Source organism: Roseicyclus sp. (assembly GCF_018402035.1).
Lineage (GTDB): Bacteria > Pseudomonadota > Alphaproteobacteria > Rhodobacterales > Rhodobacteraceae > Roseicyclus.
This window is the reverse complement of the sequence record NZ_JAGYJN010000001.1, coordinates 785,336-810,080: the sequence shown is the minus strand read 5'-3', so window position 1 is coordinate 810,080 and position 24,745 is coordinate 785,336. Positions and strand designations below refer to the sequence as shown.

At 45.2% G+C, this 24,745-nt stretch carries 28 protein-coding genes; 6 read left to right on the top strand and 22 right to left on the bottom strand.

The genetic code is table 11. The annotated features are described in order from the left end of the window. Window position 1: 1 nt before the first annotated feature. From pseB to KG698_RS03845, 19 genes are all read right to left on the bottom strand, one after another. Complete coding sequence (gene pseB, locus KG698_RS03935; RefSeq protein WP_213684224.1) at window positions 2–1,000, bottom strand: UDP-N-acetylglucosamine 4,6-dehydratase (inverting); 999 nt, start codon at window positions 998–1,000, stop codon at window positions 2–4. Window positions 1,001–1,224: 224 nt separating this feature from the next. Beyond that, on the bottom strand, window positions 1,225–1,989 hold the full coding sequence (locus tag KG698_RS03930) for a glycosyltransferase family 2 protein (RefSeq protein ID WP_213684223.1): 765 nt from the start codon (window positions 1,987–1,989) through the stop codon (window positions 1,225–1,227). After that, window positions 1,955–2,467 carry a hypothetical protein gene (locus KG698_RS03925; protein WP_213684222.1) on the bottom strand — a complete coding sequence of 171 codons (513 nt, stop codon included), beginning with the start codon at window positions 2,465–2,467 and terminating at the stop codon, window positions 1,955–1,957. Before KG698_RS03925 ends, KG698_RS03930 begins: the two co-directional genes overlap by 35 nt. Beyond that, window positions 2,448–3,581, bottom strand: a complete 1,134-nt coding sequence (locus KG698_RS03920; protein WP_213684221.1) for a hypothetical protein — start codon at window positions 3,579–3,581, stop codon at window positions 2,448–2,450. Before KG698_RS03920 ends, KG698_RS03925 begins: the two co-directional genes overlap by 20 nt. Next, complete coding sequence (locus tag KG698_RS03915; protein ID WP_213684220.1) at window positions 3,578–4,201, bottom strand: glycosyltransferase; 624 nt, start codon at window positions 4,199–4,201, stop codon at window positions 3,578–3,580. The genes KG698_RS03920 and KG698_RS03915 overlap by 4 nt, the downstream gene beginning before the upstream one ends. Before the next feature lie 456 nt (window positions 4,202–4,657). Continuing rightward, the gene (locus KG698_RS03910; protein WP_213684219.1) at window positions 4,658–5,689 is read right to left on the bottom strand and encodes a hypothetical protein; all 1,032 of its coding nucleotides are present in this window, start codon (window positions 5,687–5,689) and stop codon (window positions 4,658–4,660) included. A 3-nt stretch (window positions 5,690–5,692) separates the two neighbouring features. After that, window positions 5,693–6,913, bottom strand: coding sequence for a hypothetical protein (locus KG698_RS03905; RefSeq protein WP_213684218.1), 1,221 nt, complete (start codon window positions 6,911–6,913; stop codon window positions 5,693–5,695). Then, the gene (locus KG698_RS03900; RefSeq protein ID WP_213684217.1) at window positions 6,906–8,318 is read right to left on the bottom strand and encodes a hypothetical protein; all 1,413 of its coding nucleotides are present in this window, start codon (window positions 8,316–8,318) and stop codon (window positions 6,906–6,908) included. The genes KG698_RS03905 and KG698_RS03900 overlap by 8 nt, the downstream gene beginning before the upstream one ends. Continuing rightward, entirely contained in the window at window positions 8,315–8,821 is a 507-nt protein-coding gene (locus KG698_RS03895; protein WP_213684216.1) for a hypothetical protein, read from the bottom strand. Before KG698_RS03895 ends, KG698_RS03900 begins: the two co-directional genes overlap by 4 nt. Further along, complete coding sequence (locus KG698_RS03890; protein WP_213684215.1) at window positions 8,805–10,499, bottom strand: ABC transporter ATP-binding protein; 1,695 nt, start codon at window positions 10,497–10,499, stop codon at window positions 8,805–8,807. The genes KG698_RS03895 and KG698_RS03890 overlap by 17 nt, the downstream gene beginning before the upstream one ends. A 101-nt stretch (window positions 10,500–10,600) precedes the next feature. Continuing rightward, window positions 10,601–11,767, bottom strand: coding sequence for a nucleotide sugar dehydrogenase (locus KG698_RS03885; protein WP_213684214.1), 1,167 nt, complete (start codon window positions 11,765–11,767; stop codon window positions 10,601–10,603). A 173-nt stretch (window positions 11,768–11,940) separates the two neighbouring features. Next, window positions 11,941–13,389, bottom strand: coding sequence for a mannose-1-phosphate guanylyltransferase/mannose-6-phosphate isomerase (locus KG698_RS03880; protein WP_213684213.1), 1,449 nt, complete (start codon window positions 13,387–13,389; stop codon window positions 11,941–11,943). Window positions 13,390–13,402: 13 nt separating this feature from the next. Beyond that, a complete protein-coding gene (locus KG698_RS03875) occupies window positions 13,403–14,362 on the bottom strand; it encodes a GDP-L-fucose synthase (protein ID WP_213684212.1) in 960 nt (319 codons plus the stop codon). 10 nt (window positions 14,363–14,372) lie between these two features. Beyond that, window positions 14,373–15,491, bottom strand: coding sequence for a GDP-mannose 4,6-dehydratase (gmd, locus tag KG698_RS03870; RefSeq protein WP_213684211.1), 1,119 nt, complete (start codon window positions 15,489–15,491; stop codon window positions 14,373–14,375). A 286-nt stretch (window positions 15,492–15,777) separates the two neighbouring features. Then, window positions 15,778–16,023, bottom strand: a complete 246-nt coding sequence (locus KG698_RS03865) for a type II toxin-antitoxin system PrlF family antitoxin (RefSeq protein ID WP_213684210.1) — start codon at window positions 16,021–16,023, stop codon at window positions 15,778–15,780. Window positions 16,024–16,029: 6 nt separating this feature from the next. Continuing rightward, on the bottom strand, window positions 16,030–16,296 hold the full coding sequence (locus KG698_RS03860) for a Txe/YoeB family addiction module toxin (RefSeq protein ID WP_213684209.1): 267 nt from the start codon (window positions 16,294–16,296) through the stop codon (window positions 16,030–16,032). After that, window positions 16,290–16,532 carry a type II toxin-antitoxin system Phd/YefM family antitoxin gene (locus tag KG698_RS03855; protein WP_213684208.1) on the bottom strand — a complete coding sequence of 81 codons (243 nt, stop codon included), beginning with the start codon at window positions 16,530–16,532 and terminating at the stop codon, window positions 16,290–16,292. The genes KG698_RS03860 and KG698_RS03855 overlap by 7 nt, the downstream gene beginning before the upstream one ends. 119 nt (window positions 16,533–16,651) lie before the next feature. Further along, entirely contained in the window at window positions 16,652–18,031 is a 1,380-nt protein-coding gene (locus tag KG698_RS03850; protein ID WP_213684207.1) for a phosphomannomutase, read from the bottom strand. Beyond that, the gene (locus KG698_RS03845) at window positions 18,028–18,408 is read right to left on the bottom strand and encodes a MarR family EPS-associated transcriptional regulator (RefSeq protein ID WP_213684206.1); all 381 of its coding nucleotides are present in this window, start codon (window positions 18,406–18,408) and stop codon (window positions 18,028–18,030) included. The genes KG698_RS03850 and KG698_RS03845 overlap by 4 nt, the downstream gene beginning before the upstream one ends. A gap of 361 nt (window positions 18,409–18,769) precedes the next feature. Here KG698_RS03845 and KG698_RS03840 point away from each other — a divergent pair, with 361 nt between their 5' ends. From KG698_RS03840 to KG698_RS03815, 6 genes are all read left to right on the top strand, one after another. Further along, the gene (locus tag KG698_RS03840) at window positions 18,770–19,267 is read left to right on the top strand and encodes a transcription termination/antitermination protein NusG (protein ID WP_213684205.1); all 498 of its coding nucleotides are present in this window, start codon (window positions 18,770–18,772) and stop codon (window positions 19,265–19,267) included. Window positions 19,268–19,372: 105 nt separating this feature from the next. Further along, entirely contained in the window at window positions 19,373–19,828 is a 456-nt protein-coding gene (locus tag KG698_RS03835; protein WP_213684204.1) for a hypothetical protein, read from the top strand. Continuing rightward, the gene (locus KG698_RS03830) at window positions 19,812–20,141 is read left to right on the top strand and encodes a DUF3768 domain-containing protein (protein ID WP_213684203.1); all 330 of its coding nucleotides are present in this window, start codon (window positions 19,812–19,814) and stop codon (window positions 20,139–20,141) included. Before KG698_RS03835 ends, KG698_RS03830 begins: the two co-directional genes overlap by 17 nt. Further along, the gene (locus tag KG698_RS03825) at window positions 20,131–21,687 is read left to right on the top strand and encodes a recombinase family protein (protein ID WP_300982850.1); all 1,557 of its coding nucleotides are present in this window, start codon (window positions 20,131–20,133) and stop codon (window positions 21,685–21,687) included. Before KG698_RS03830 ends, KG698_RS03825 begins: the two co-directional genes overlap by 11 nt. A gap of 54 nt (window positions 21,688–21,741) precedes the next feature. Beyond that, on the top strand, window positions 21,742–22,641 hold the full coding sequence (locus KG698_RS03820; protein WP_213684202.1) for a ParB N-terminal domain-containing protein: 900 nt from the start codon (window positions 21,742–21,744) through the stop codon (window positions 22,639–22,641). Next, the gene (locus KG698_RS03815; protein WP_213684201.1) at window positions 22,638–23,705 is read left to right on the top strand and encodes a plasmid partitioning protein RepB C-terminal domain-containing protein; all 1,068 of its coding nucleotides are present in this window, start codon (window positions 22,638–22,640) and stop codon (window positions 23,703–23,705) included. The genes KG698_RS03820 and KG698_RS03815 overlap by 4 nt, the downstream gene beginning before the upstream one ends. 130 nt (window positions 23,706–23,835) lie before the next feature. Here KG698_RS03815 and KG698_RS03810 read toward each other — a convergent pair whose 3' ends face one another. Genes KG698_RS03810 through KG698_RS03805 form a run of 3 tightly spaced genes read right to left on the bottom strand, consistent with a single transcriptional unit; the run spans window position 23,836 to window position 24,648 of the window. Continuing rightward, window positions 23,836–24,201, bottom strand: coding sequence for a hypothetical protein (locus tag KG698_RS03810; RefSeq protein ID WP_213684200.1), 366 nt, complete (start codon window positions 24,199–24,201; stop codon window positions 23,836–23,838). Beyond that, window positions 24,194–24,325 (bottom strand): hypothetical protein, encoded by a 132-nt coding sequence (locus KG698_RS15410; protein ID WP_300982849.1) that lies wholly within the window; start codon window positions 24,323–24,325, stop codon window positions 24,194–24,196. The genes KG698_RS03810 and KG698_RS15410 overlap by 8 nt, the downstream gene beginning before the upstream one ends. After that, complete coding sequence (locus KG698_RS03805; protein ID WP_044050417.1) at window positions 24,322–24,648, bottom strand: DUF6626 family protein; 327 nt, start codon at window positions 24,646–24,648, stop codon at window positions 24,322–24,324. The genes KG698_RS15410 and KG698_RS03805 overlap by 4 nt, the downstream gene beginning before the upstream one ends. Window positions 24,649–24,745: the final 97 nt, after the last annotated feature.

Genomic DNA, 24,745 nt, shown 5'->3' with positions numbered 1-24,745 from the left:
GCTAAATCTTACCTATATAGTCACGGTTGCTGTTGACCCATTCCATCAATTCACCCGCAGACATCCATTCCGTATTATTATCGCTGCGATACACAAAACCTTCGGCAACTTTGACGCCATCCTTGATACGCTCAGGCGATGTCGACCACTCATTGATGACGGGCAAAATCTTGTAATGCTTGGGGTATTCGAATGTGTAATGCGAATCCTCTTCTCCGATCATCTGCTCATGCAGTTTCTCGCCTGGACGAATGCCAACAAATTCCAATTTACATTCAGGTGCCAAAGCACGAGCCAAATCGACCACAGACATAGAGGGGATTTTCTTTACATAAATTTCTCCGCCAACCATATCGTCAAACGCGTGCCAAACCAATTCTACACCTTGGTCCAGTGTAATCATAAAACGTGTCATGCGTTCATCGGTAATCGGCAAAACACCTTTGTGCTTCATTGATTCAAAAAATGGAATAACCGAGCCACGGGATCCCATTACATTCCCATATCGAACAACCGAAAATTTAGTTCCATGTTCACTCGAATAGGCATTTGCTGCAACAAATAGTTTATCTGATGTTAGCTTAGTTGCACCATACAGGTTGATTGGGCTACTGGCCTTGTCAGTGGACAGAGCAACAACGCCTTTGACGCCCTTGTCAATCGCGGCGTCAATGACGTTCATAGCACCATTAACGTTTGTTTTAACACATTCAAATGGGTTATATTCAGCTGTCGGGACAATTTTTGTTGCAGCCGCATGAACTACATAATCAACACCATCAAAAGCACGATACAGACGGTCGCGATCTCGAACATCACCAATAAAAAACCTTACTCGGGAATCGCCTTGATAAAGCTTTGCCATTTCCCATTGTTTCATTTCATCTCGGGAAAATATTATAATCTTATTTGGCTTATATTTGCTAAGAACCATTTCAACAAATTTGTGGCCAAACGAGCCAGTGCCACCTGTTAGTAGAATTTTTTGACCATCGAACACGATATTTCCCTTTTCTATAGTTTTTCAATCACACTAATTGTATATTAGCAGTATTTATTATGTGATCGAGCTAAGGCGACCACAATCTTATCTCGATTATAGTCTTATTAATCCAATCTCAGATTTTTAAGTTTCAAACGCACTAATAACTTCCTTAGTGTTCCATTAGGTTAATTTTATAAAAAATCACTAATGCGTTTTGGTATTATATTTTGTTACCCAATTCATCTGAACAATGTTAAAAATCGGGTGGATTGGTGTATTTTCCTCAACTTCTTAAACACTACTGTACCCAAACCACCAATTTTATTTTCCTTAACCACACGATAATCTTCGAGAAAAACATTTGTGAGGCGTCCAAACGATTTCTTTGTACTCAAACCACCCAATTTCATTCGACACAAAGTCTGATTGATATATTTTATTTTGAGTTTTGGCAATTTTAGAACTCGGACCAAAAAATCATAATCTCCTGCAATCTTATAATCGGTACGGTAATCACCGACTTCACCTAGGAGGCTCGTTTTAATGAAAGTAGATGTGTGCGGTGGCATCCAACCATAACGTAACCTTTGGGGCGAATAGTGTCCCGCCCGCCAGATGCGAACGGGATTACGATCATCAAGCTGTCTTACAAACTCCACATTTCCATAAACAACTTCCGTGAGATTATCAGCAAAAGTACTAGCTACCGTTTTCAAAGTATTACAATCGTACAGCTTATCATCGGAGTGCAAGACACCCACAATATCTCCCGTAACTCTCTTAATCGCCTTGTTTAGGCCATCGTATAATCCTTCATCTCTCTCGGAGATAAATTCAATTCTCTTATCGGTTTCGTTGAGAAATGATGCAGCTGTTCCATCGTCCGACAAACAATCCTGCACGATCAGCTCCCAGTTTTTATATGTCTGATCGTGCAGTGAGGCTAAGGTTGCCGGCAAATTAGAATTGCTATTCTTCGTCAGCATGATGAGAGATATTTTCATTCAACTCTCCTTTTTTGATAATGGTACCTGCCTTGTAAAAATTTTCACTTTCGATCACCACTCCAGGCAGAACAACGCAACAAGCCGCGATCCAGCACCTGGACCCAATCTTAACTTGTTCACCAACGAAATCGAACCCTGTACTTCTAAAGTCGTGGGATCCTGTGAAAATCCTAGTATACTGGCTCAGACAGCTCCCACCGCCGATGGTGATTAACTCGTCATTATCAAGATGGACGCCGTAGCCTATCCAAACATCGCTTTCAATGCTTAAATTCCAGGGCAATTTTATATAAACATTAGGACGTATGATCACCCCACGACCTATCTGAGCTCCGAAAACTCTCAAAATTATTACTTTTATCTCGCTTGGCCATGGAAAAAAAGTTGTAAAAAATAAAAACGATATAATAAGCCAAACACCCTGTTTAAGTCTAAAAAATAATGGCCGGTGAAGTTTAAATTGGTTTAGCTGCATTATTATTTTCCTCGGTAGACAGTGTTAGCAGAAGTAAAATACCGCATACATAACTTGTTAATACGAACTCTGATATTAAACTCACTGCAGTAAATAGAATGACGAACATTTTGGGGCCATCGTCAATCGATTTACAGGTCACGTAAATTACCATCGAGAAAATGAGAACTGCTGGTGCGCCACCAATTATCAACAGGTTACCCACCATTCCATCGTACCAAGTGATTGACGTATTTTCATGGCCAATTCCAAAAAACATTGCTGATTTTTCAAGTGTCATCTCTATCGCAAGAAATTGCTTGAATAACCGATCTTGAGCACTTGTGTCTGACATCAAATTAAATTCAAAAGTTCTAGACACTAATTCTAGAAATACTCCACTAATGTTGTCACCATATAAAATTATTCCAACTATGCAGATCAAAATCACCGATACAGTTCTTTTATCAAATACGGGTCGTCGGTAAAATATGATATATAAGACAAATATCACCACGCCCGATCTTGATCCTGCAAGTAGTGCGGAAATGATCAAACCGAAAGAAATAATAGAATCAAGCTGGGATTTACCATACCTGTCAAAGTAGATAGCGATCGCAAATAAGATAATACTGTATGCTGGAGCATTTGAAGTACCCACATCAAGAGAAGAAAAAGGAATGGAAACTCTGGAAGCACCAGTCACACTGAGAAAAGAATTATTAAAGAAGAAAAGAAAATTAAATATAATATAATAAACTCCTAAATACCTAATAAATAACATCGGCGATATTTTATTTATGCATATGGGCGTATCGATCGACGTTCGCCGCGCTTTGGTAAGATTCCTTATTAAAATCAATGTGAGGAAAAAAAAGAGATACTTATAATAGAAAACAATCTCGTGAACGCGTGGATTACCATCAAAGTTAAGAAATGATGTCACTGAGATGACGACTAAAAATGCAGAAATTAACGCCACCTCCTTACGATTTAAGGACAGATGACGAGAGTGAGTTACGATGTAAAAAATAATTACTAAGTCAACCATGCGAAAATGAGCGACAATCTTGGCATTGGTAAGCAGACTGAAAGTCAGAAGTAATAAAATTAGGGTATATTTACCTATTTTCATTTCTTTAACATACACCCAAACTTTTCGCCAAAGCTTTCTAGTGTAATCGAGTTATAAAGCTCCAACATATTATTTCGTAATTCCAAGGTGCGCCCCGATCGTTCAATCTCTTCTATTCTATGTAATATCGACTCTAAATTGTCCTTATCAAAGGACACATCATCTAAATAGTTTTGGAAGTAACCACACTCAGGGCCCATGTGGTCCCACAATTTGTTATGAAATATCGGAATTAATCCTAAAGCAGCATAATGCACCAATGATAACCCCGCGTTGCCGGGATAAACACCAAACGAACATTTTTCAGCAATCGCATTGATTTCTAAATGATCCGTTAAACCTCCATAAAAAATAATCCGGGAATCTGATGCATATTGTTCTTGTAAAGCCAATAACTGTGGACCGTCTCCAATCACGTGAAACTGTCGTGTTTGATCTGACCTACTGAATACTTTGAGGAATTCGTTCGCTCGAGTTTGCTCCCTTAGTCTGCCGATGAATAGAATATCTACATTTTGTCTTAGCTGTATATTCTGATTTTTAACCCTTATTATATTATTCACATAAAAAACTTTATCCAGACGTATTTTTTTTGGTATTTTGGCTTTCAAATCCAACATACAGTATTCATTATAGCATACATATTTACAGCAACTTCGGATGACAATGAAATATGCTAACATTCGAAGCAATCCAGGCTTCCTATATCTATACAAACCTTGGCCATGCACTATCAATTTGCGTCTTAATATCAAGTTAATGAAACAGATAATCCAAAAATCAATATATTTGAAGTGCGCCTGTATAAAAAAGAAATCATACGAACCAAATATAAAATTTGGAATAGTCTGGTTCTGATATTTAAAACTCAAAATTTTGGAAACTCGACAGTTATACACTTGCCATACATTTTGAAACCGTGACCTCGTTGCTTTGATCGATGACGCATCGTCGCCAATAAATAATGTAAAATGCATCCCATTCTCTTTTGCCGCGAGGTACTCATGATAACGATACTCCAATGGAGCCGGCAAAACGCTGTATATTCTTAATGTCTTCATACGCAACTTACTCTCTTAATCTTGCAAGCAAAGTATATTCATGTAGATGTTCCTGAGCGGAACAATCGTTCGTGACCACTTGTACTCAGCCTCCAGTAATTTCAAATCATCAACACGTGTTTTGTTGAGTGCACTTAGATAAGTATCCATTCTCTCCAAGCACTTTACTTGATTGTACTGGACTATACATTTTCCAAATATCTCAGTGTAAAACTCAGATTGGTGTGCTAAAATTGGTTTACCCAAACTCAATGCCAACATCGCGCTACCAGAAGTGAACACTTCCGGCTGAGGCAACACTATATAGTCAGCTTTATGTGATTTCAGTATAAGGTCAGCTTCGGTAAACTCTCTATTCTCCCACTCGATTTGGTTTGGGCTTTTATCCATAAGGGTCGAAAGTTCAGTTGTTATTGAGGCAGAGGTACATTTACCTAGTATAATCAGCTTACAATTTTGACGTGCAATAATGCCTGCCACCTCTAACAAGTTTTTATACTCACTGATCCGCCCAAAATAGAGAAAAACAGGTATATCAGCTGCGCTGACAATTTTTTCTGAGGTTTGCAAACATGGCAGGTCATAGACTCCATGTTTCATCACTATGATATTGGTCATCTTTTTGCGAAATTTTATATTCACATATTTACGCTGAAATTCGGCATGTACAATCACGTATTGACTAAAGAATACTACGAATATGGTAAAAATTCGGTCTAAAAAAACTAATTTCTTGTAATGTGACCGCCGATTGTGCATCGTGTAACAAACGATAGCTTTTACAAAAAAATAGTTAAAGATTAACGCCATGCTGAAAAGAAAAGTTAATAAGATTGATGCAATTGGATTTCTAGTCTGAGTAACATTGTTTACCCAATGAAAGTGAATTATATCCGTTTGCTTTATCCCAATAAGATAGCAAATAATATTTGCTATGTCTTTGAATTGGATATTTATAAAATTGACATCATCTATACCTATATTGCTCTCTATCATGTTCTGGTATGGATTATCTGCGTAATAAGGATAGATAACAATATTTTTCATACCCTATAAAAACCTATTCTTAATTTTTCTAATTTTTAGGCCAAGTTTGGTGTCTCGGAATAGTTGCCAAAATTGCTGTAATATGCTGACCCGTAGGGTATCTTTTATAATTTGCGATAGTCCCAATTTCAGTTTATGACTTGCCCTTGTCCTAAAATCTAAAGCTTCAATTGTGACTGCTGGTAATAGTTCTGTTAATATCTTTCTATTAAAATCAACATCAACATCTTTTGGTCGTGTTACATAATAATTTCTATCTATTAGATATCCTCTAAGTTCACTAACTAGTTCCTGCGTCGATTGACTTGGTAACGGCTTGAAAAATAGCTTATTGCGCTGGTCTATTAATTCGATTAATTTTTCGTCCCTCGAAACGGTTTTATGAAGGAACTCATGATATAGATTTAAAAAGTACTGGTTTTGGGTGTCAATGATGGACAAGCCCGATGTTTCAATGGCATTTCTGTATATATGTGATGCCCAAACGCTTGGAATATAGTCATCCGATATGCATCTTATATCTAATTTGATGGTTTGGCCGTCTTTCAACTGAAGGCAAAAGTCATATTTATGATTTTCTCTAGAGATCTTCTTCGCATTAAGTATGCCAGCAACAACCCATGGATCCTCGCATAATATATCAATTTCAGTTTCATTTTCTAAATTGTTCTTATCGCCACGGAGAAGTACAATTTTCTGGATTTGAGAGCAAAATGCAAATGCCTCATCGACAGATGTCCACCCATCAGCGCCCGGAAAATTACACGCTTTATCAATGATGTGTAAAGATTTTGAATTTGGTAGTATAAAGTTACTACCTAAAATTAGTTTTGCGTCTTTATTAAATTCAGATACACTATTCGAAGAATGTACGTAATATTTAAATTCGTCAGCGGTCCGGTCACGCAGAGTGTATTTAGCATCAATGATATTGCAATTAACAAATTCTACTTTACCAGAAACATTTTTATGAAATCGATAATTCGGGAGGTTATCTTTAACAATAAAGTAATGAAACGGACCTTGCCCGACTTGGAGGTGACGGCTCTCGTTTAGCCGGAGATCTCTGCCGTATAGTCTATTGAAGTTTGTTGCCACATATTCAATGGGCCACTCAATTTTATATATGTGCTGTATCTCGAATCTGTTGTTGAGATAGTCTCTCATCATATCAAAATGATGAGACGCTCTGTCCCACAAAGCAAAGCCATGAAGTTCAGACATTGGAAAATCCATCGTGTTGAGAAATTCTTTGTTCTAAAAGATGCGCCAACACCCGCCACATTCGGTCTTTTTTGTCACGTTCACGCCAACCGTCGACGTCTATGCGCGCCACTGGTGGCGTAAATTGGGTAAAGCTATTGTGATATGCCTTATCGCGCTCAGACTGAGCGGATTGATAAGCGCTAATGTCGGTAATATTCTTTTGGTACAACGGTAGGCCAGAAATAAGATGATGATCATCATATCTATTTGGAATTAAAGATGTAATTATGTGTGTACCACCTGAAGCCTCTAATAAGGTTGTGCCAGCTATAGATATAACGTTTTGAGATCTTAACAAAATTTCTGCGTTCGAATAAAATATCGGAGCGAATTTGACTTGCGGATGTCTGGCATATCTTTCGTATAACGGACTTCGATATCTACGTACATTTAAAAAGTTCGACAAAGACATCGCCGGATGTTCTTTGATGACAATATAATCGCCTTCCCTCAGATTATCTAATATTCTTTTGAAAACAATAAATTGACTGGCGAAGATACCAGCAAAGGGCTTAGTAGTTGCTTCCGGTTGGTAATGTAATGGAAAATAGAAGATATTCTCGCGTGTGGTATCGTTTAGAAACTTTTGAAACTCAGTTCTATTTGACCACAAAGAGGGCCATTTTGACCCAAGAAATTTTGCAAATATTCTAAGTTTCAAAAAACGCAAGCTTTGACGAATTTTTCTCTTTACAATATTCTCGCGCACGTAAGTGCCGTTGGAGTACATATAATCTGGTGTGTTGGTAGCCAAACGTTCATTATAGTTATTGATAATTTGGACCGATACGTTTTCACACGATGATAGTGAGTAGCATTGATCATAATCTACCAAAGATATATTTGAGCAAAGGTAAGTAAGAAAGTCATCGATATGCTGCCCACTTTTGATAAATTGGACTTTAATGCTAGACAATTTGCAATATGCAAAAATGCACAGAGCGTACAAATCATGTGGTGTATTATCTAACAATACCGTTTTCGGTTTAATATATTCTAAGTAGCACACCACTTTTGTATATGTTTCGTATACACATGCTAAGGCGTTATTATAACTCAAGTTGAGTGGATATACTCGATCAGATACATGAAGCGCGTCACTGAAGTACTCTGATTGGAAAAACGTAAGAAATTCCTTATACTTGTCCTCCCGTGGTACGATTGTGTATTCTGGATCGTCGTAAATATTATTTGATTTGTAGAGTACATTCAGTTGTTCAAACTTGTCAAAAGCAGACTTGGACGTAATATTAGACCAAAATAATACATTATTATGAACAGAAGTATTCATATTAGCGATTAGTTCAAGATCAGTGGTTCTCGGCTTGCCGCAAACCAATAAACACTCTGGATTTAGTATCATCTTTGTAGCGTCCCTACAGCTGCTTCAAGATATTTTACGAACGATTGGTATAATTCACTCTGATAGGGCCATGACTGTCGGCCCATTGACCATAATAATTGGTAAAGCAATCGGTCACGAACTTGAACTGGGCTGATAATCTTTTTCGAAACTTCAATTTTAACAGAAGCTCCATCGTACAACCCGAAATGGCTTCTGAGATTGACTGGCGCCATTATCTCCACGGTGTGAAGGCGGCTCCCACGCCATCTGTACAAAAATACGTCAATGTCGTCTATTCTTGCTTGCCAAAAATATCGATGAGTCACATCGAAGGTTGCAATTGCACACTTGTTTGCTTCAAATCTTGTTGGTTCATTTATTATTAGGTTTAAGCTACCTGGAAAAAATCCATACTTGTCTAATTCTTTTATTGGAGCTAGCTGCTTGGAGGCCAATCCTCGACCGGAGATAACACTTGCAGAAAGGTTAGTAAATTCCTGATATTCACAACTCAATTTCAACTATGTCACCATCCATGATTTTCAGCGCACGATTGCAATATTTTAAGTTTTGTTGATTATGGGTAATTAAGATAATTGTAACGTGTGGTTTTTTATTGGTAATAATTTCCGTTAAGACTTGTTTCTCTGTTATGCTATCCAGAGCAGAGGTTGCTTCGTCTAAGATAATCAAATCGGATTCTTTATGAATAGCTCTTGCTATTGCTAGTCTTTGTCGTTGGCCGCCCGATAAAAGAGAGCCATTTTCACCAATATCTAAATCATAATCACGCTCGATATCAAAGATGGATGTGAGCCCTGCTAATGCAAGTGATTTACGGATGTGCTCGGTACTAGAATGAGGGCCCTTGCTTGAAAAGTTTTCACCTAGCTTGCGCTTTTCAAAATATGGGACTTGTGGAACGAGCGCGATTCCATGCTGCCAATTTTTCATGTTTTTTACAGTAAGTGGCACACCATCAATGATAATACGTCCTTTTTCTGGGGGGATTAAGCCACATAACAAATCAATAAATGTACTTTTACCATGCCCAGTTGGACCAATAACACCAATTACATCTCCTTTGTGAATTATGGGATTTATTTCTTTCATTTTAAATCGATCAGAGAGCTGGATCGCAACACTTTCAAAAGTAATAGTTTCTGTGAATACTAGTGCGTCTGAGCCATAACTTATATTGTCACAGTTTTGTATGTAAGTGATCATATCTTTTATAATATGCTGATTTGACTGTATTTGTGTAAAGCCAGCGTAAATCTGTTGGAACAATGGAAGTGACCTTTGCGCAGCGTAAATCAAAATTGCTATGAAGCCTATGTCGGTTTGGATACCATCTTGCGGATCATGGCTTATGCTAAGATATATTACAGCTAATAGAATTAAAATCATTTCTAAGATATGCTTTGGAACCAAAGCGTATAATTGAACAAGGCGTTGCTGATATCTGTATGCTTTTTCATTTGAAAAAAAAGCTTCTGTGACGTCATCTTTTTTATCTTCCAAGATGATTTCTCTGATATTGGAAATCGTATTTTTTGCAATCTCAATTGATTTCGTTAGGTTCGCGTTCATGACAATTGATGCTTGGTGTAAACGTGGCCTTGTAAATTTTGTTGTTATATAAAAGAATGCTGTTAGGCTGACAAAAATCATAATTGTCGAAATTGGATTTATAATGATTAAAAAGATAATCACAGATAATATTATTAGTGCAGCTGAAATCATTTGTAATAAAGGACTTAAGGCTTGGTTCACAATTCTGTTCGTTTTGGTGGTGACGAGAGCAACAAGTTCATTTGAATTCGTTGACTTGATTTTCAAAAATTTATTATTAAAAATTCTGTTTATAAGAAAGCTTGATAGGTTCACACCAGTAATTTGCGCAAATTTTAATTGTTGGTTTAGTATAGCTATTTTGGCAATTGCAGAAAGTGAAACAAAAACACACAATATTGTTGAGATTGTATAAAATATAAAAATTTCATTAAAATCTTGATTGAGTATTATATTAACATTCTGTTGTGCTAATAATAAGGCTTGAGGGTCAAAGGCAGAATTTATAAAAGCGTATAGAGAGCCCAAACTTGCTAGTTCGAGGAGCATCATTACAGAACTCAATGAGGAAATGAAAATAACTTTTCTAATGTAATTTTCATCCATAAGAAGAAACAGATTCATAAGTTGAATTATTGTTTTAATCAATTTTAGCTTTCTCTTTAGCGTCACTTTGGTTGCTGTTAGATTGCTGGTACCACGGCCAGCAATAGTACAAACATATTTTAATTTGTATGAAACAAATCTCGTGTGAATACTTTTTGGGATGCAGTCATCAGCTCGGCCGTAAGACGGTTTGCTAAAATAAGATCAACGCTATCTATGAACGTCCCAAGATCTTGTTCTACGCGTGAATTGAGAAAATACGGATCATCTAGTGTTGGTTCATAAATGATCACTTCAATACCTTTCGATTTAATCCGCCGGATTATACCTTGAACAGAACTCTGTCGGAAATTATCACTCCCGTTTTTCATAGTAAGGCGGTAGATTCCAACGGTCTTCGATTGTGTTCTGATAATCGTATCTGCTAAGAATTCTTTGCGAGTTGAATTTGCGTCTACTATCGCTCGTATGATATTTTGAGGTACCGCCTCATAGTTCGCTAGCAACTGCTTAGTATCTTTCGGCAAGCAATACCCGCCATATCCAAAAGAAGGATTATTATAGTGGTTACCAATACGTGGGTCGAGCGATACCCCTTCAATAATCTCGCGACTATTCATTTTGCCGGCAAGTGCGTAACTGTCTAGTTCATTAAAAAATGCGACCCGCATTGCAAGATAGGTATTGGCAAATAATTTAATTGCCTCGGCTTCGGACGCACCGGTAAACAACACATCTATATTAGATTTTTTTGCACCGGCCAAGAGCAGATTGGCGAATAAAGTTGCGCGCTCTGATTTCTCGCCTACAATTACACGACTAGGATATAAATTATCGTACAACGCCTGGCCCTCACGCAAAAATTCAGGCGAAAAGATCACCCCATCCGTTTTTAGACGCTTTCTTACTTTCTCGATAAAGCCAACCGGTATTGTAGATTTCACGACCACGCAGGCACTAGGTTCGAGATCAACAACCTGAGCAATCACATTTTCAACAGAGGACGTGTCAAAAAAGTTTGTTTTTTCATCATAATTGGTAGGTGTCGACACAATGACATAATCAGCGCCAGGGAGCGAGCCTTTCAAATCCGTGGTCGCGGATAGGTTTAAGTCCTTTTTTGCCAGATATTTGGAAAGCTCCACATCAACTATTGGTGACTTCCGTGCATTAAGAGTAGCTACGCGATCTTGCGAAATGTCAACGCCAATGACTTCATTGTGCTGAGCTAATAGCACCGCATTCGACAGTCCTACATAACCTAGACCTACAACAACGATTTTCATAAAATAAGTCTCAATTCTTCTTTGTTGCGCTGTTGGAAAACACACATCCTATCCAACCTTAATATCTGATACCCGAAAGTCAGATCCCATAGTTGTTTTAATTAGGCTGTTTGTATCACCTATATTGAAACGCTCCGATGCCTGTGAAGCAGATCTCATAGCAATCAGATGTATTAACCCTTTGCACCTTGTCCGCGGGCGTAGATGTCATCGTACCTAATGATATCATCCTCACCAAAGTAGCTGCCCGTTTGCACTTCAATTAAAGTGAGGTGCAGTTTGCCTGGGTTTTCCATGCGGTGCACTGCGCCGAGGGGAATGTAGACCGATTGGTCCTCGGTCACTGTTTTGACGTCGTCGTCAATTGTAACCTTCGCGGTGCCCGCGACTACAATCCAGTGCTCGGAGCGGTAGTTGTGGGACTGAAGTGAAAGCGCAGCGCCCGGATTTACAACTATCCGCTTCACCTGAAACCGTGGCCCAAGCGCAATGCTTTCGTACCAGCCCCAGGGGCGGTAGTCGCGGGGCAGGGTCTCCGCCTGTGCCGCGCCCTTTGCCTTTAGATTTGCGACGGCGAGCTTGACGTCTTGGGCGCGGTCCTTGTGCGCCACGAGGACGGCGTCTGGCATCGACACTGCGATGATGTCCTCGAGCCCCATTGCGACAAGGTGTTGGGTTTCACTGGTCGCATACAGCAAGGTGTTCGTACAGTCTAGGGCCGTGGACGGCCCGCTCATCACTACGCCGGCGCTGTCAGCTTCTCCCTCACGCCAAATGGCCTGCCAATCTCCCAAGTCTGACCATGAGCCGTCGTAGGGCATCACGGAGAGGTTTGGGGCGCGCTCCATGACGGCGTAGTCGATTGAGATGTCGTCGAGGGCAGACCAGGGCCCAGCAGCCAGTCGTGTGAAACCAAGATCAGTCTCGGCGGCGCTAAATGCGTCACGCACTTTAGAAAGTGTTTCCGGTGCGAACTCAGCAAAGGCACTCAGAATGGTTGATGTCGAGAAGAGGAAAATACCCGCATTCCATAAGTGCATGCCGCTACCCAATAGGGCCTCGGCAGTTTCGGCGTCGGGCTTTTCAACAAACGATTTCAGTGGCTGCGCTACGGGGGCGAAGTCGTCGGAGGGCTGCGCCGTAAGCTCCAGCCAGCCGTAGCCCGTTTCGGCGCGGTCGGGGCGAATGCCGAAGGTTACAATTTTCCCATCAAGAGCGGTCTCTGCCGCCGCCTCAACAGTTGACTTAAACTGTTCCGCGTCGGGAATGACGTGGTCCGACGGGGCGACGAGCATCAGGCTGTTACCATTTTGGGCATCAAGTGCCACAGCTGAGGCACAGATTGCAGCGGCTGTGTTGCGCGCAGATGGCTCAATCAGAATATTTTGTGGCGCAATCTCAACGGCGGCAAGCTGCTCAACCACCATGAAGCGAAAATCAGAGCCAGTCACGACAGATGGCGCGGCAAAGCCGGCGCCAGAGAGTCGGCGTGCCGACGACTGGAAGAGGCTCTCCTCGCCCAGAAGCTTCACAAACTGCTTCGGGTGCGACTTGCGAGATAGAGGCCAGAGCCGCGTGCCGGAGCCGCCGCAGAGCAGGACGGGATGTATGAGTTCTGTCATCGTAGTTATTTCCTCACGCTCGAACTGTCTCTATATTAGCGAGATACCACTCGTAAGTATCCGCCAGGCCCTGCTCGAGCTGTATGCCCGCGCTCCACCCCATTTGGGCCAGGCGCCCCACGTCCATAAGCTTGCGCATCGTCCCGTCAGGTTTCGTGGGGTCAGTGCTGATCTTTCCCGTAAACCCAGTCACCCTGGCAATAAGCTGGGCCAGCTCAAATATGGAAATATCCACGCCAGTGCCAACGTTAATGTGGCTCAGCATCGGGTCTGTATTCTTTGCGTATGTGTCCTTGGGCAGGTTCAGCACAAAGAGCGAGGCCGCGGCCATGTCGTCCACGTGCGAAAACTCACGCCGCGGGGTGCCGCTCCCCCAGATGACAACTTCTGCGAGGCCATCCCGAGCCGCCTCGTGGAACCGGCGGATGAGGGCGGGCATCACGTGGCTGTTGTCTGGGTGGAAGTTATCTCCGGGCCCGTAAAGATTAGTCGGCATGACCGAGCGGTAGTCCACGCCGTGTTGCCTATTGTAGCTCTCACAGAGCTTGATGCCGGCAATTTTCGCAACGGCGTAGGGCTCATTGGTCGGCTCAAGGGTGCCAGTTAGCAGGGCGTCCTCGCGCATCGGTTGCGGTACTGCCTTGGGGTAGATGCACGACGAGCCCAACTGGAGAAGCTTTTGGACGCCGGCACCGAAGGCCTCGTGGATGACATTGCACTCAATCATCAGGTTTTCGTAAATAAAGTCCGCGGGGTAGGTGTTGTTGGCGTTGATGCCGCCAACTTTTGCCGCGGCCAAGATCACGACGTCGGGCCGCTCCGCCTGCATGAAGTCCCGGACGGCGAGCTGGTTGGTCAAATCCAGTTCCGCGTGGGTGCGGGTGACGATATTTGTCTCGCCAGCGGCCTGGAGTTGCCGGAATATTGCGCCGCCCACCATGCCGCGGTGCCCTGCGATGTAATACTTAGTCAAAGTCGTCGCCCTAGTTCTCAAGTGAGACGGGAAGTTCCAGCCCGTGCTCTTTTAAAAGTTTCGAGCGGCGCGCCGCCCTGTGGTCTTCCGCGACCATCTCTGCGCACATTTCCTGGGCGGTAATCTCGGGCACCCATCCAAGATTAACTTTCGCCTTGGTGGGGTCACCGAGCAAGGTCTCAACTTCTGCCGGCCGGAAGTACCGCGGATCGATCCGCATAACGACGTCACCTACGGAGAGAGCGGGGGCCAGGTCGCCCTCAATGGCGGTGACTGTGCCAATTTCCTCAACGCCGGCACCGCTGAACTCGATTGTGAGGCCCAGCTCGCGGCCAGACCACTTGATAAATTCGCGGACGGAGTACTGCACACCCGTCGCAATGACAAAATCCTCTGGGACATCTTGCTGGAGCATCATCCACTGCATGCGCACGTAGTCCTTGGCGTGGCCCCAGTCGCGCAGGCTGTCGATGTTGCCCATGTAAAGGCAGTCCTCGAGGCCCAGTGCAATATTGCAGAGCCCACGTGTAATTTTACGTGTCACGAAAGTTTCACCACGGCGCGGAGACTCGTGATTAAACAGAATGCCGTTGCACGCATACATCCCGTAGCTCTCGCGGTAATTCACGGCGATCCAGTAGGCGTACATTTTGGCCACCGCGTAAGGTGAGCGGGGATAAAACGGCGTCGTCTCGCGCTGCGGTGTCTCCTGCACCAGGCCAAACAGCTCGGAAGTCGAGGCCTGATAGAAGCGGGTCTTCTGCTCCAGGCCCAAGAAACGAATTGCCTCGAGGATGCGCAGCGTGCCAATGGCATCAACATCAGCAGTGTACTCAGGGGCCTCAAAAGAGACCGCTACGTGGGACTGCGCGCCCAAGTTATAGATCTCATCTGGCTCAATGTCGCGGATCAGCCGTGTAAGGTTCGACGTGTCAGTCAAGTCGCCGTAGTGCAGCTTGAAGCGCGCATTGGCTACGTGTGGGTCCTCGTAAATGTGATCCACCCTCTGCGTGTTCAACGAGGAAGCACGGCGCTTGATCCCGTGAACTTCATAGCCCTTTTCAAGCAGGAACTCCGCAAGGTAAGAGCCATCCTGGCCAGTGATGCCGGTTATCAGTGCTTTTTTCATTTTTTCTTTGGCCTCAACTGTAATCTCTGGTCTCGGTGTCCTGCCCGGCGCTTATCAACCTCTTCAAGGATCGAACAGGTCTCGGCGTTACTTTTAATAATGTCATCTTCAACTTTTGTTAAGTCTTGCGCACAACGTCCTTGGTGCAGCTTTTTACCTTAAGTGCCGCCCTTTTTAACGGCGTCGGAAAACTCCCGCTCACCTGCCCGTAATCTTAAACAGTCGGGGAGGCATAACGCGCTGGTGTTGTTTGATTTCCGCTGAACCAAATTTTGGCAATCGATATTCAATTCAGGTCTCGCAGGAGCGTGCGGTTGTTATCCATCACATGTTCGGCTGCGTCCAGAGCCTCGCGCAAAGTGAGATCATCCGCCTGAGATTTCTCCGGCGGCATTTTTAACACCTGCACACCATCCTCAGAAATAACATAGCGAACGCTATCACCCGCCCTAACGCCGAGCGCATCTCGCACGGGCTTCGGCAGTGTCGTTGAACCGTTTGCAAAAATCTTTGACTGATGCAGCTGCGTCATGTGTTGTTACCCATAATGCGTCCAAAGCCGTAATATTTTCACGGCCTCTTCTGCTTCCAAAACCTGATAGACAAGACGGTGTTGAATATTGATACGTCTTGAATACGCCCCGTTCAAATCGCCCACGAGCTTTTCGAAGGGGGGCGGATTTTGCCAAGGGTCTTTCTCGAGTATCGCCAAAAGCGTTTGCGCCTTGGCTTTGAGGCCAGAGGAGGCGAGTTTTTTCGCATCTTTCTGGGCCTGCTTTGTGTAGCGAAGCGTCCAAGTCACCACTCTAACTCTGCTGATGTCTCATCGAGGTTTTCCTGCATGCCTTCAATGATAGACTCGCGCATGCCAGGCACAGAGAGCAGATACAAAGTCTCGTTGATCGCGTTCCAATCGTCTTCTGACAGTAGCACTGCATTGCCACGCTTACCGGTAATGACCACCGGCTCGTGGCTCGCAGATGCATCATCAATCAATTTATACAGATTGGCCCGCGCCTCTGTTACATTCACTGTTGTCATGGCAGTACCCCTTTTGCCTTAACGTACGGTAAAGCGTACCTTTCGTCAATTGCCACGCCACTCACCATCACCTGCATTTTAAACTTCAAGCTACCCGTAACCTTGCATTATCGGCCGCCCTAAGCACGCGTCCCGCCAAGCAAATCCGCGATCGCGCCCACGTGTGCCGCAAGCGCGTCCGCATTGCCCCTGCCCTCAACATTCAACCGCACGAGCGGCTCCGTGTTCGAGTGGCGCAGGTTGAAGCGCCAATCCTCAAAGGCCAGGCTCACGCCATCTGTCTCATCTAAGGAGAGCGCATCAGCGCGGTAGGCTGACAAAACATTCTCAATAGCCTTGCCCGCGTCCGACACCGTGAAGTTGATTTCACCCGAACTTGGGAAGGCCGCATATCGATCTTTCACCCAATCCCCCAGCGAGCGGCCCGAGCGGGAAACGAGCTCAGCAATCAAAAGCCACGGGATCATGCCGCTGTCACAATAAGCAAAGTCGCGAAAATAATGGTGCGCCGACATCTCGCCGCCGTAAACCGCTCTGCGCGCGCGCATTGTCTGCTTGATGAAGGCGTGGCCCGTTTTGGACTGAACGGCGATGCCGCCCTTTTGAGCGACAATGTCTTGGGTGTTCCAAATCACTCTGGGGTCGTGGACAATCTTGGCGCCGGCTTCTTTCTCTAAGAAAATGGATGCTAGGAGCCCCACGACATATTCGCCGGGAACAAATTGACCTGTCTCATCAAAGAAAAAGCAGCGATCAAAATCGCCGTCAAAAGCGACGCCAAAGTCAGCCTCCTCTGCCTTCACCACGTCAGCCGTCGCGGCGTGATTTTTTGGCAGAAGTGGATTGGGGATACCATTTGGGAACGTGGCGTCCGCTGTGTGGTGCACGCGCACAAACTCAAGCGGTGCGCTAAGCGCCAAAAGCTGGTTGGCAATGGCGTCAAAGGTTTGACCCGCGGCGCCGTTGCCAGAGTTTACAACGATTTTGAGCGGCCGCAGGGCAGGGAGGTCAACAAAACTTAACACGCGCCCCACGTAAGCCTGCCGCGCAGCATCTGAGCGCTCAAGCTCATGACCAACGTCCGTCACATCACACCACGCCTGAGAGCTTGCAAGCGCCTTGATGGCTTGAAAGTCGCCCAAATCCTCAAGGGGCTGAGACTGGGATTTGACAATCTTCATGCCGTTATAATGGATCGGATTGTGTGATGCGGTTACTTCAATGCCAGCGCAGGCGCCAAATTCAGTCACCGCCCAATACATCTCCTCCGTGCCAGCCATACCAATATGAACGACATCCGAACCAGCATCGCGCACGCCTTGTGACGCGGCGGCCGCGAAGGCTGGGCTGGTTTCGCGCGCATCAAATCCGATCACAACAGATGTGGCGCCCAAATGTTGGGCCACGGCGCGACCCACGCGGTAGGCGACGCCCTCATCAATATTGACGCCAATTTCACCGCGAATGTCGTAGGCTTTGAAGCAGCTAAGGTCAGTCATGTGGATTTGTCTCTTCGCGGGGAGGGGATAGCCTCTCCTGCGAGGCCGGCCTCCTCTTCAAGGGCTTTGATTTCTGCCTTCAAAGTCTCAAACTCTTCGCGCTTTCGCTCAATGAAGCTGTGGGTCAGCAAAGACTTCTCGCGGATCCCTTTCGGCGTCAGCAAATGGGCATACTGACCCTTACGCGGATTTTTCTTAAAATTTCCAAGCTTCACAAAGCCTTTTTCAACAAGCGCGGTGAGAACGTAATAGGCGGACCCGTTTGAAATCCCAACTTCATCCGCAACCTGCCGTGTGGACATTTCAGGGTTTTGTGAAATCAACCGCATAACCTTCAAACGGATTTCCGCCTGCTGTTCTTCGCGTCGGCTAGCCAAAGTGACGCTCCAGAACGGCTACCGCACCGAGCTTTGCGTTGCGCGCAGGCTCAGGTGTTAGATTCCAGCAATGTAGGTCAAGGATGTTCATGACTGTTCAGATTTGACGAATAGTCCAAAGTTTCTCCGACTACAATCAAAAAAATATCAGGTTGAGACGAAGTGCGTTCCTCCCGGCAGGGTTGCGGGGGGGGTAAACAAAGTATTTAATTTCAATACTTTATGTCATTCCTACGGTCGTGGGTCACCGTCAATTTAGACCAGGGTAGGGAGTTTCAGCACGGCAATTGATAGGTTTGCAAGATGTTTCAAATCTGTTATGTTCGTTCAAAAGTGAGCGTTAAGTCCGATAGGTGTCAAAATGAATCAGTGGTATTTGATACAGTTCAAGCCAAACAGCCATCGCCTGGCGGAGCGCAACTTGCAACGGCAAGGGTTTGAAACGTTTTTACCCATGCAGAAAATCACCCGCAGAAAAGCCTCCCGCTTTGTGAGTGATCTAAAACCTCTTTTCCCAGGATACATGTTTGTCAGCATAAACTCTGAATTGGCCCCTTGGCGCTCGATAAATAGCACGATTGGGGTATCAAAGCTTGTGAGCTTTGAGGGCAAACCAAAGCCGCTTCCTCTACAGCTGATTTCTGGTCTTATGCTCAGATGCGATGCATCTGGTGCATTGCTCCCACCCAAAAGTCTGAACGAGGGAGACAGTGTAGAAATGCTCACCGGACCTTTTGCCAATTTCATTGCAACGGTGGATACAATTGATCCTGAGCAGCGTATTTGGGTCCTTATGGATTTCATGGGACAAAAAACACGTATGCAGGTCAGTGCTGATCAATTGCAACTCGCTAAATAATCGCTTCCCAAATTTCCTAGCCTTTTCAATTCATTGAGATCTTTTCGGTCGTCCAAGTGCACGTCTGACCATACGCTTTTTATGTAAACACATAAGGAGCGCATCATGGCACCACTGTCTAAACTTACATTGACGTCCTATCGACGCACGCAGCCCAATCGGGATCCTGTTGAAGAACGGCGTAGTAAAACCCTAACAGCACTTGAGCAGCAAAAACTTGTTTTAGCAGCCGCACAAAAAGGGCAAGAGCATAGGGTTACAAAGCCAGGCTGGGCACGGGATACAAATGGTAACCGGCAGCGCGTAGAGAAAACACACGCTGTGCGCCCTTGGTTTTTTCAAGATGGGCAAGGCTGGGTTGTCCAACTCAAATATGGCGCACGCGTTGTCCCGCTTGATGCAGATAACAACGCTGTCATTGTTCATAGCCTAGATGACGTTGCTGCGGTGCTAGATCTATTCGCCAAAGCCGTTGAGGGAGGCGAGTTAGACACCGCACTCTCTACACTAGCACAACGCAGAAAAGATCCGTCGGAGGCGCAACATGCTGACGGCACATGATCCAACAAAAATAGCAGCGCTTAATGATGCGGCGCGCAAGTCTTTCTCAGGGTGTCGCGTTTACATGACACCGGGAGTTCAGGCACTTTATCAAACGCAGGCCATTGTCGCGCGTGTGCAAGCTTATGATGCTTTCACAGAGCGCAATGACCCTTATGGTGAGCATGATTTCGGCAGCTTTGAATTTTGCGGCGAAACCATCTTTTGGAAAATCGAGTATTACGATCTCGATTTTCAAATGCATTCATTAGATCCGAGTGATCCAAATATCACGGCACGTGTTTTAACAATTCTGCTGGGCCATGAATACTGAAGCCCAGCATATAAAAGGTGCTTTCAAAGCTGCCCAATACGTACGGATGAGCACTGAGCACCAGCAATACTCCACACAAAACCAAGCGGATAAAATCCAAGAATACGCAGACAAGCGTGGAATTGAGATTATCAAAACCTATGCCGACGAGGGCAAAAGTGGCTTGAGCATTGGTGGGCGGGCTGCACTTCAACGGCTTATTTCGGATGTAGAAACAGGCATTGCAGATTTTAACGTCATTCTTGTCTATGACGTCAGTCGCTGGGGGCGGTTTCAAGATGCCGATGAAAGTGCCTATTATGAATATATCTGCCGTCGCGCTGGTATCCAGGTGGCCTATTGTGCAGAGCAGTTTGAAAATGACGGCTCCCCAGTTTCCACAATCGTCAAAGGCGTCAAACGCGCCATGGCTGGTGAGTACAGTCGGGAGCTGTCTGCAAAAGTTTTCGCCGGTCAATGTCGCCTGATTGAATTGGGGTTTCGACAAGGCGGGCCTGCTGGGTTTGGATTGCGCCGTGTTTTGGTTAATGAACGCGGGGAGGTCAAAGGCGAATTAAAGGCTGGAGAGCACAAGAGCCTTCAAACAGATCGCGTAATCCTCATGCCGGGACCCGAGGAAGAAATTGCTTGGGTCAATCGCATGTTTTGCTGGCTTATTGACGAAGACATGAGCTTTCGAGAAATCGCCGATCGTCTGAATGAACATGGGATCGCGACAGATCTGGAGCGTCCCTGGACGACAACATCTGTGCGGACAGTTCTCACAAATGAAAAATACATCGGCAACAATGTTTTCAATCGACGAAGTTTCAAACTTAAAAGACATCACGTGGACAACCCGCCAGAAATGTGGATCCGCAAAGAAGGCGCCTTTGAAGCAATCGTCCCTATCGAAATGTTTATGACGGCCCAAGAGATCATCACCGCACGCTCAGCCAAAATGTCGGATGAAGAACTATTGGAGCACTTGCGACGTCTTTATGCGGATCATGGTCAAATTAGTGGTGTGCTTATTGATCAAAGCGACGCGCTACCTTCGGCAAATGTGTACCGCACGCGCTTTGGATCTTTAAGACGGGCCTATGCTTTAATTGGCTATCAGACGAATTTTGATCACGAACGCGCCGAAATAAATGCGCGCCTTCGGGCAATGTATCCTGAGATAGTGCAAGACACGCTTGCGCAGATTAACACCATAGGCGGGGCTGTCACGCAGGCGCCAGACACAGGGCTTTTGAATATCAACAACGAGCTTGCAGTCAGTTTGGTCCTGTCACGGTGCCAAACATCAGGCGACGGAAGGTTTCGTTGGCGTGTGCGCTTTGATCCTGAGCGCTTCAAGGCTGATCTCTCACTGGTGGTGCGGCTAGATCACTACAATGAAGGCGCGCTCGATTATTACCTGTTGCCTTGGTTGGATTTGCCGAGAAGCCACCTCGCCATTGATGCACGAAGCGCCACTCAATTCGAAGCTTTTCGATTTGATGATCTGCAGTTTTTCTATCGCATGGCCTGCCGGGTCAACATCTGGAGGCAGGCGTCATGAAGCGAAATCATCATACACAAAATGTCCTAACCCAAATTTCCAATAGGAGTTGCTATGAACACTGACACACCAGAGCGGGTGACGCTCATTCCAATAGAGCGCATTGAGGTCCTGAATTCCCGAGACCGCAATGCCAAAGTCTTTGAAGAGATTGTCGAAAACATCCAAGATATTGGTCTTAAAAAACCAATTACAGTCACCGAGCGTGAGGGTTTAGACAGTGAACCCAAGTATCTGCTTGTGTGCGGTGAAGGGCGTCTAAATGCGTTTCGCATATTAGGAGAAACTCATATTCCAGCGCTGATTGTGGATGTCTCAGATGAAGATGCATTCATCATGAGCTTAGCAGAAAACATTGCGCGCAAGGGGCACCGACCACTGGAGATCCTCGCAGACATTGAACTGCTGCTTACAAGAAACACTGGCATCGACGACATTGTTGCAAAGACGGGCTTGTCGCAAAAATATGTGCGCGACATCGTGTTTCTCCTGGAAAAGGGCGAAGAGCGTTTAATTGAAGCCGTTCAACATGGCACCCTTCCACTGAGTGCCGCCATCCAAATCGCACGCGCCAAAACCGATGACGATGATTTAGGCGACATGCTGGAAGAAGCGTATCAATCGGGTGAGCTTAAAACCACACAACTTTATGAAGCAAAACAGCTTCTCGCCAAACGCCGTGACCAAGGTCCAAAGGCTAACAATCGACCCAAACTACCAAACTCTGCGCATTCGCTCGTGAAGACATACCAGCGCGAAGTAGAGCGGCAGCACAAGATGGTTTTGAAGGCTGAACATGCCCAGCAAAAACTGCTGCTCGTAGAGCAAGGCCTCAGAACACTTTTTACAGACACAAATTTTGTGACGCTGCTGCGTGCAGAAGGTTTAGAAACACTGCCTCAATATCTCGCAGAACGGATTGAACTTAACACACTGAACGGAGGTGTATCATGAACGAACCAATGTCTATTCAAGAAATTTTCCCGGGAGCAGCAACTGAACTGCCAGAGGAGGACGCATTCGGCTTTCCAAAGGCGCCTCTCAATCTCACGCTTGGATTTAATTTAGAAACCCATCAAATCCCTATCGAACATCTTATGCCAAGCAAGAAAGTACCTGACGGTGTGATGACCACGCGCAAATTCAAACAGATCCTCTCTTCCATCAAAGAAATTGGATTGATTGAGCCGCTTTCTATAATCCCAACAGATGACCAAAACGAAACCTTCCTCCTACTCGATGGGAACCTACGCGTGCTCGCACTCAAGGAATTGGGCGAAGATCAGGCCCCTTGTCTTATCGCCAAAGATTTTGAGACCTACACCTACAACCATCGCATAAATAGACTGTCTACGGTGCAGGAGCACTATATGTTGCGTCGCGCAATCGACAAAGGTGTCAGCAAAGAGCGCTTAGCACGCGCGTTTAATGTCAATCTCTCAGCCATTAACACTCGTGTGAACTTGTTGCATGGTGTGTGCCCCCAGGCCGTTGAGCTCTTACAAGACCAACAGTTCAACCCAGAGGTCACACGTTTCCTGCGCAAAATGAAAGCTGCGCGCCAAGTGGAGGCCGTCGAGTTGATGATCGCGGCAGATAAAATAACAGGACCCCACGCAGAGGCCCTGTTAAAAGCAACACCGCCAGAACAGCGCACAGACACGGCGCCCGCCAAACCAGACATTCCTCAAGGAGATCCGTTAGAAAAGATTGTTAAACTGGAAAAAGAAATGAGCCAGGTGCAAACCAAGTACAAAGATGCAGAGGCCAATTACGGCTCAGACCTCCTTAATTTAGTCGTCGCGCGCGGGTATTTAAGCAAACTGATCTCCACACCAACCGTGAAAAACTACCTCACACAGAACCATCCTGATATTCTCGATACCTTTGAGCTTGTGGTGAATACCGTGAGCATGGACGAAGCCGTTAGCGCAGAAGAACGGGATCCAAATACAGGCTCAGACGATGTAGATGCTGACAACGATGACCCATCAGATGAGCCTTCGGGCGATGAATAACAGCATATGTGCTGAAAACCATTCTCGCTATGCCTGTCGTCTTCTTGATTGGGCAAGTCTAAAACTGACGATCTTTATGCAAATAATACACATTTTTTGCTTAAAAACAGACACTTAAGTGCGTAACAAATCAACTCTCGTTTGCGCTCAACGCTCCCATTGGGCGCATGGGCTTCACCTTGTCATAGTCGGCTTGTGAGATACTGGTGCTGGTAGCTTGAGGCATACCACTCACAGAGTCCTGCGGTTCAGGTGTGTTACGGGACTTTGGAATGGGAGGTGGCGCTGGTTTCGATAGCCCTATCCCCTTGCCAGACTTTGCAGGCTTTTTCTTCTTCACCTCGCCTGCCTTCAGCCTGCTATCGAGCTTGTTTGCCAAGAAGCTGGCCGTATTCGCAAAAGTCTTTAGATCATCGACTGCCTGCTCAATCGTATTGGATCCTGCAGACTTTTCGATCATGTCAATGAGGCGGCGCATTTCTTCACGATCATCCATGAGCAGCTCCTAGGTTTACATACTGGGGTGGCGCAAAATCACCACCCAGAACTGATAAGTACTTCCCTAGAAAAAACCGCAGTGCAAATTTTTTAGCTGCAAGACCCATTTCGAGCGCTGTCATAGACCCATCCTCTCGGGCTGCATCCACTTATGACGCGCTTTTTGGTCTAGGGCGCCCTCGCTTAATTTTTGATGTTTTCTTAGCAAGCGTGCCAGGGCTAGATGGTTGCTTTCTCCAGTCTGCTCAAGACGTTCTGCATAATAGCGTAATTTACTCGCAAAGGTTGAAAGTGCGTCTGCGCTTGGGTCAATGTTTTGAATGCGCAAAGTTCGCAGGTAACATTCACTTTTCCCAAGCCAAGCGCGGCAAAACTCCGTGGAATGCTGCACAAGTCCTGCAGAGATAAGTTCGCGGCGCGCTGTTTCTAAAATATGTCGTGACATCTAAAATTCCTCAACTGTTGGGCAGGAGGACCTGCCTCACAGTTATTTATCACTTAAACATCTGTTTTTATGAGGAATACACCTTAAAGGTGTGCTA